6 protein-coding genes are annotated in these 6,583 nt (G+C 69.6%); 3 read left to right on the top strand and 3 right to left on the bottom strand.

The annotated features are described in order from the left end of the window. Positions 1-435: 435 nt before the first annotated feature. Positions 436-1,698: an ATP-binding protein gene (locus tag ABNT58_RS07090; RefSeq protein ID WP_348752798.1), complete on the top strand. Its 1,263-nt coding sequence runs from the start codon at positions 436-438 to the stop codon at positions 1,696-1,698. On the opposite strand, the gene ABNT58_RS07085 is transcribed toward ABNT58_RS07090, so the two are convergent. Genes ABNT58_RS07085 through ABNT58_RS07075 form a run of 3 tightly spaced genes read right to left on the bottom strand, consistent with a single transcriptional unit; the run spans position 1,688 to position 4,143 of the window. Continuing rightward, complete coding sequence (locus tag ABNT58_RS07085; protein WP_348752797.1) at positions 1,688-2,608, bottom strand: dioxygenase; 921 nt, start codon at positions 2,606-2,608, stop codon at positions 1,688-1,690. The two genes, ABNT58_RS07090 and ABNT58_RS07085, sit on opposite strands and share 11 nt — an antisense overlap. A 46-nt stretch (positions 2,609-2,654) precedes the next feature. Next, complete coding sequence (gene catC / locus ABNT58_RS07080) at positions 2,655-2,945, bottom strand: muconolactone Delta-isomerase (protein WP_348752796.1); 291 nt, start codon at positions 2,943-2,945, stop codon at positions 2,655-2,657. A 28-nt stretch (positions 2,946-2,973) separates the two neighbouring features. Then, entirely contained in the window at positions 2,974-4,143 is a 1,170-nt protein-coding gene (locus ABNT58_RS07075; RefSeq protein WP_348752795.1) for a muconate/chloromuconate family cycloisomerase, read from the bottom strand. A gap of 95 nt (positions 4,144-4,238) precedes the next feature. On the opposite strand from ABNT58_RS07075, the gene ABNT58_RS07070 reads away from it, so the two are divergent. Further along, positions 4,239-5,135, top strand: coding sequence for a LysR family transcriptional regulator (locus tag ABNT58_RS07070; protein ID WP_348752799.1), 897 nt, complete (start codon positions 4,239-4,241; stop codon positions 5,133-5,135). A 171-nt stretch (positions 5,136-5,306) separates the two neighbouring features. Then, positions 5,307-6,583, top strand: a 1,277-nt coding sequence (locus ABNT58_RS07065) for a POTRA domain-containing protein (RefSeq protein WP_348752794.1), incomplete at its 3' end; no start/stop codon positions are given.

Below are 6,583 nucleotides of genomic sequence, written 5' to 3'. Positions count from 1 at the left end.
TTGGCCCCCAAGCTCGCTGCGCTCGCGCCCCCCCGAGGGGGAGCACCCGCCCTTGAGGCGGCCCGGCGGGCGGGTGGGTCGGCTCCCAAGCTCGCTGCGCTCGCTCGCCTGTTAGCATCCCGGGCTGCTCCCCGTAGTTCAATGGATAGAACGAGCGCCTCCTAAATTGGGCAGCCGGCCGCGAAAGCGTCGGCTGAATGGAGTCAAAGTCGGTGAACCCTGTGGCAACCCCGGTTGCCGTGGCAACGCCGAGCCAAGCCCGGTCATCGGGAAGGTGTAGAGACTAGACGGCTCCTGCCTACAGGCCCCTTCGGCCCACGGCAAAGGCATAGTCCAGACCACGAACGCCCCAGGCGGCGGCGAAAGCCGAAGTGGTATGAAGCGCTAGATACAGGTTCGATTCCTGTCGGGGGGACCAGAGACTGGAACGTTGACATGTTCAAGAGCGCCGCCGAACTTGCAGACAAGATCCGACTGGGCGAAGACACGTTCCTGGAGCTGAAGGAAGTGCGCTTTGCCGGGCAGAGGATCAGCGCGCCGCACCGCAGCGCCTTGGCGGACGAATTGGCGGCGTTTGCCAATGGCAGGGGCGGCGTCTGCGTTCTCGGCGTTGACGACGCACGCCAGGTGATCGGCATTCCGGTTGACCACCTCGATCTGGTCGAAGACTTCGTGCGCGAGCTTTGCCTGGACAGCATCCAGCCTCCGCTGGCACCCGTCATTGAGCGCCTGACCTTGCCCAGTGCTGCCAGTGAACAACGGCCGGTCTTGAGGGTCGAGGTGAGCAGCAGCCTCTTCGTGCATCGCAGCCCGGGCGGCTATCTGCATCGTGTGGGCAGCGCCAAGCGCGAGATGTCGCCAGACTATCTGGCGCGACTGTTCCAGCAAAGAAGCCAGGCCCGCATCATCCGCTTCGATGAACAGCCCGTGCCCGGCGCAAGGCTCGCCGGGCTGAGGGACGACCTTTGGCAGCGCTTTGCGAGCCCCCGCTCGCAAGACACCCAGGAGGTGCTGCTGGACAAGCTGGCCATGGCACGCAAGGACGCGGATGGTGAGTGGAGGCCGACGGTCGCCGGGGTCCTGATGGCCAGTGCCGATCCCAGGGTCTGGCTGCCCAACGCCTTCATCCAGGCGGTCGCTTACCGCGGCACCGAGGTGCGGCCCGACGGCCACTCGCTCTACCAGTTGGACGCGCAGGACATCACCGGCCCGCTGGATGCCCAAGTGATGGGTGCCTGCCACTTCGTGCGCAAGAACATGCGGGTGTTCGCGACCAAGGCAGAAGGTCGGCGTGACATCCCGCAGTTCGACATGACGGCCGTCTTCGAGGCCTTGGTCAATGCGGTGGCCCACCGGGATTACTCGATCCACGGAGCCAAGATACGGCTGCGGCTGTTTGCAGACCGGCTGGAGATTTACTCGCCGGGCGCCATTCCCAACACGATGACCGTGGAGAGTCTGGCGTACCGGCAGGCCGCCCGCAACGAGGCCATCACCAGCCTGCTGGCCAGGTGCCCCGTGCCCGACGCCGATCAGCGTGACGTGGGACGAACGGCCATGATGGACAAACGCGGCGAAGGCGTGCAGCTGATCATCAGCCGCACCGAACAACTGACCGGCCAGCCGCCCACCTTCCGCCTGATTGACGAGTCGGAGCTGCTGCTCGTCATTCCCGCCGCAGTGCCGGTCACGCCTTGAGGCGCGCCATCCGCGCCAGCGGCTTGGATTCCGATTCGTCCTGCGCGGCCTGCAGCCGGAAGTCGAAACGCACGCGGGTGAAGGGGGCGGTGACGCCCAGCGACTCGTAGCCGGCCGGCGGGGTGCCGGGCTCCAGCGTCACCACCAGGCCGTCGCGGGTGGCGAAGGCGAAGTCGTCGTCGATGAAGGTGTCGCCCGGGATATTGACCTGCGTGGTCAGCAGGCGCTGGCCCGGTGCGGCCACCAGGAAGTGGATGTGCGCGGGGCGGTTGCCGTGGCGGCCCAGCACCTCGAACAGCTCCGACGTCGGGCTGTTGGGCGGAATGGCGTAGCCCGGCGGCAGGAAGCTGCGGAAGCGGTAGCGGCCCTGGTCATCCGTCTCGATGCGGCGGCGCAGCGCATAAGGCGCCTGGTCGGGATCGAAGTGCGAGTAACGGCCCTTCTCGTTGGCATGCCACACGTCCACCAGCGCCTTGGCCACCGGCTGGCCCTGCTCGTCCAGCACGCGCCCTTCCATCACCAGCACCTCGCCGCGCGGCTCGCCTTCGTCCACCCGCACTTCGTAGTGCGACAGCGGCGCGCCGGCGATGTAGAGCGGCCCTTCGATGGCGCGCGGCGTGCCGTCGGTGGAGCGGCCGGCGCGGCGGTCGGCCTCGTCGGCACGGATGTCCAGCAGCCGGTCGAAGCCCAGGCCGGCGGTGATCAGGCCCATCTGGCCGCTGGCGCCCAGGCGAGACAGCCAGTCGGCCGCCGCCCAGAACTCGTCGGCGTTGACGTCCATCTCGTCGATGGTGCGGAACAGGTCGGACACGATGCGCGCGGTGATGCGGCGCACCCGCTCGTTGCCACCGCCCTGGTGGCTGTTGTTGACGCGCTCCAGCAGCTGCTGGACGGTGAATTCATTGCTCATGGCTTGTCTCCTGGTTGGGATGCTGGCTCAAAAACGGGCCCTGGGGTCAACGGTCGTCTTCATGCACCGACGAGGCATGGCGGCACAAGGCCTGCACCTCGATGTCCATGTACGGGAACAGCGGCAGCTGCGACAGCAGCTCATGCAGCTCGGCGGGGCTGGCCACATCGAACACGCTGACGTTGGCGTAGCGGCCGGCGATGCGCCACAGGTGGCGCCAGCGGCCGGCGCGCTGCAGCTCCTGCGCCATCGCCTTCTCGCGGGCCTTGAGTTCGTCGGCCTGGGCCGGCGGCATGTCGTGCGGCAGGCGCACGGTCATCTGCACATGGAACAGCATGGGTCGGTCTCCGGGCAATCGTTGGGGGTCAGGCCGTGACGGCGACCTGGGTGCGCTGGCGGTCGCGGCGGTAGTGGGCCAGCTTGTCCTCGTCCAGGCTCACGCCCAGGCCGGGCGCATCGGACAGGTGCAGCTCGAAGTCGCGGTAATCGGGCCGCTGGGTCACCACGTCGTCCTTCAGCAGCAGCGGGCCGAACAGCTCGGTGCCCCAGCGCAGCTGCGGGCAGGCCGCAAACGCATGGGCCGAGGCGATGCTGCCGATGCTGCCTTCCAGCAAGGTGCCGCCATACAGGCCAATGCCCGCCGCCTCACCCACCGCGGCGGTGCGCAGCGTGTTGAGCAGGCCGCCCGCCTTGGAGATCTTGAGCGCGAACACGTCGGCCGCCGCTTCCTGCGCCAGCTCCAGCGCGTCCTCGGGGCCGTTGATGGATTCATCGGCCATGATGGGCACGTCGAAGCGGGCGGCCAGCCGGGCCAGCGCGGCGCGGTGGCGGCGCGGCACGGGCTGCTCCACCAGCCCCACGCCGGCCTGCTCCAGCGCGGCGATGGCGCCCTGGGCGGTGGCCTCGTCCCAGGCCTGGTTCACGTCCACCGTGATCAGCACCTCGGCCCCCAACGCGCGCTTGATGTGGGCCACGTGGGCGATGTTGGCCGCCGGCTCGCCCTTGCCGATCTTGAGCTTGAACACCCGGTGGCGGCGGGCTTCCATCAGGCCCAGCGCCTCTTCCACGTCGCGGCCGCTGTCGCCGCTGGCCAGTGTCCACAGCACCGGCATCGAGCGGCGCACCGCACCGCCCAGCAGCGCATGCACCGGCAGGCCCAGGCGCTGGCCCAGTGCGTCCAGCAGCGCGGTTTCCAGGGCCGACTTGGCATACGACTGGCCCTGCACCTGCCGGTTGAGCAGCGCCATCGCGGCATTGACGTTGCCGGCGTCCTGGCCGATGAGCAGTGGCGCCAGGTAGGCGTCGATCGCCAGCTGGGTGCTTTCGGGGCTTTGCTCGCCATAGGCCAGGCCGCCGATGCTGGTGGCTTCGCCGATGCCCAGCGTGCCGTCGCTGCAGCGCAGCTTGACGATGACCAGCGACTGCTGGTTCACCGTCGTCATCGCCAGCCGGTGGGCGCGGATGGTGGGCAGGTCGACGATGATCGCCTCGATCGAGGCGATGGTGGTCGGGGAGTGGGCCGGTGTCGCGTTCATGGCCACGATGTTGGTGCGCAGGCTGCCGGGCGTCCAATACCATCGGCGTCCCGCTCCATACCGCTGCGGTATGGCGGGCCCAGGACGAAGCGATGATCGAACTCCGGCAACTCCGCTACTTCGAGGCCGTGGCCACCGCGCTGAGCTTCAGCCGCGCCGCCGAGCGCCTGCACATGGCCCAGCCGCCGCTCAGCCGGCAGATCCAGCAGCTGGAAGAAGCGCTGGGCGCGCAGCTGATCGACCGCAGCGCGCGGCCGCTGCAGCTCACGCCCGCCGGCCGCTTCTTCCTGGAGCAGACGGTGCAGATCCTGGCCCGCCTGAAGGAAAGCGCAGAAGCCACCCGCCGCATTGCCGAAGGCCGGCGCACGGTGTTCGGCATCGGCTTCGTGCCATCGGCCCTGTACGGCCTGCTGCCCGAGCTGATCCGCCAGTTCAGGGCCTTGAACGCCGGGGTGGAGGTGCAGCTGTCGGAGCTGATCACGGTGCAGCAGGCCGAGGCGCTGAAGACCGGCCGCATCGACGTGGGCTTCGGCCGCCTGGTGCTGGACGACCCCGAGGTGCAGAGCGTGACGCTGCTGGAAGAGCCCATCGTGGCCGCCCTGCCCGCCCGCCACCCGCTGCTGCGGCGCAAGCAGCTGCCGCTGGCGCTCCTGGCGCAGGAACCGCTGCTGCTGTACCCCGCGCGCCCGCGCCCCAGCTACGCCGACCATGTGCTGCAACTCTTCAAGGGCCGCGGCCTGACGCCCCGCGTCGCGATGGAAGCCAACGAACTGCAGACCGCCCTCGGCCTGGTGGCCGCCGGCGTGGGCATCGCGCTGGTGCCCGCCTCGGTACGGCACCTGCACCGCAGCGAAGTGCACTACCGCCCGCTGGCCGACGGCGCCGCGGTGTCGCCGGTGATCATGAATGCGCGGGTGGGGGACGAAGGCGCGCTGCTCAAGCAGCTGCGCACCCTGGCCATGGGCCTGGTGCAGCGGCGCGCCACCGACTGACGCCGACGGCCCGCGGCACGAGGCGCGGTTACAACAACCGGACTTTTACGCCCTTCCTCGGCCGATGGCGGGGAAAGCGGGATTTCTAGACTGCCTCCACCCTTGTAGTAGGCCGTGGAGTTGGATTTGATCTCACGTTGTTCCCGCCCCCGGCATGCCGCCGGCCGCGGCATGATGTTCGGCGCTTTGCTGGCGGCGGTGACGCCCATGGCGCTGGCCCAGACCGATGCCGGTTCCTTGCTGCGCCAGAGCGAACCCCGCAATAACGAGCTACCCGGCCGCGCCCCCGCACTGACGACGCCGACCGCGCCCACCGCACCCGCGGCGGCCAACGGCCCGCGCTTTGAACTCAAGTCGGTCGAGCCCGAGGGCAACACCCTGCTCAGCCGGGCGGAGCTGGATGCGGTGCTGGCGCCGTGGATCGGGCAGCGCGTGGGCCTGGCCGAATTGCAGCAGGCGGCGGCTGCCGTGCAGCAGGCCTATGCGGCCCGCGGCTGGCTGGTGCAGGCCTACTTGCCTAGACAAGACGTGAGCAGCGGCCATGTGCGGCTGCGCATCGTCGAAGCCCGCTTCGGCGGCGTGCGTGTGGAAGGTGAGCCGGGGCGCTTCAACCCGGCGCTGGCCCGCGCCATCATCGCGGCGGCGCAGCCCACCGGCCAGGCGCTGAACCAGCGTGCGCTGGACCGCGGCCTCATGCTGTTGGACGACCTGCCCGGCGTGAGCATGTCGGCCAGCCTGCAGGCCGGCGAGCAGGAGGGCGAAACCGCCCTGGCGCTGCGGCTGACCGACACGCCGCGCTTCGGCGGCGAGCTGGGCTCCGATAACGCCGGCGGCCGGGCCACCGGCACCGGGCGCCTGTTCGCCACGTTGCGGCTGGACGGCCCGCTGGGCCGGGGCGACCAGTTCAGCACCACGCTGCTGCATAGCCAGGGCAACGACTACCTGCGCCTGGGCGCCAGCCTGCCCGTGGGCGCGAACGGCTGGCGCGTGGGCGCCAACGTGTCCACCCTCAGCTACGAGCTCACCGAGCAGACCTTCAATGCCCTGGACGGCCGCGGCCGCTCGCACACCGCGGGGCTGGATGGCAGCTACCCGCTGGTGCGCTCGCGCGACCGCAACCTGTACCTGCAGCTGTCGGCCGAGCGGCGCTACTTCCGCAACGAAGCCAACGGCGCGTTGGTCAGCCGCTACCACGCCGACGTCGGCACCCTGGGCCTGTCGGGCAACCTGTTCGACAGCTGGGGTGGTGGTGGCAGCACCGGCGGCGGGCTGGCCTTCAGCCTGGGCCGGCTCAACCTCAACGATTCGCCCAATGCCGCGGCCGATGCGGCCAGCCTGCGCACCGCCGGCGGCTTTGCCAAGCTGCGCTACAGCCTGAGCCGGCTGCAGCCCCTGAATGCCTGGCTGTCCGGCTACGCCTCGCTGTCGGGCCAGTTCGCCGATGGCAA

Source organism: uncultured Aquincola sp. (assembly GCF_964001545.1).
Taxonomy (GTDB): Bacteria; Pseudomonadota; Gammaproteobacteria; order Burkholderiales; family Burkholderiaceae_C; genus Aquincola.
The sequence above is the reverse complement of the archived record's forward strand: the minus strand, read 5'-3'. Positions and strand labels throughout refer to the sequence as shown.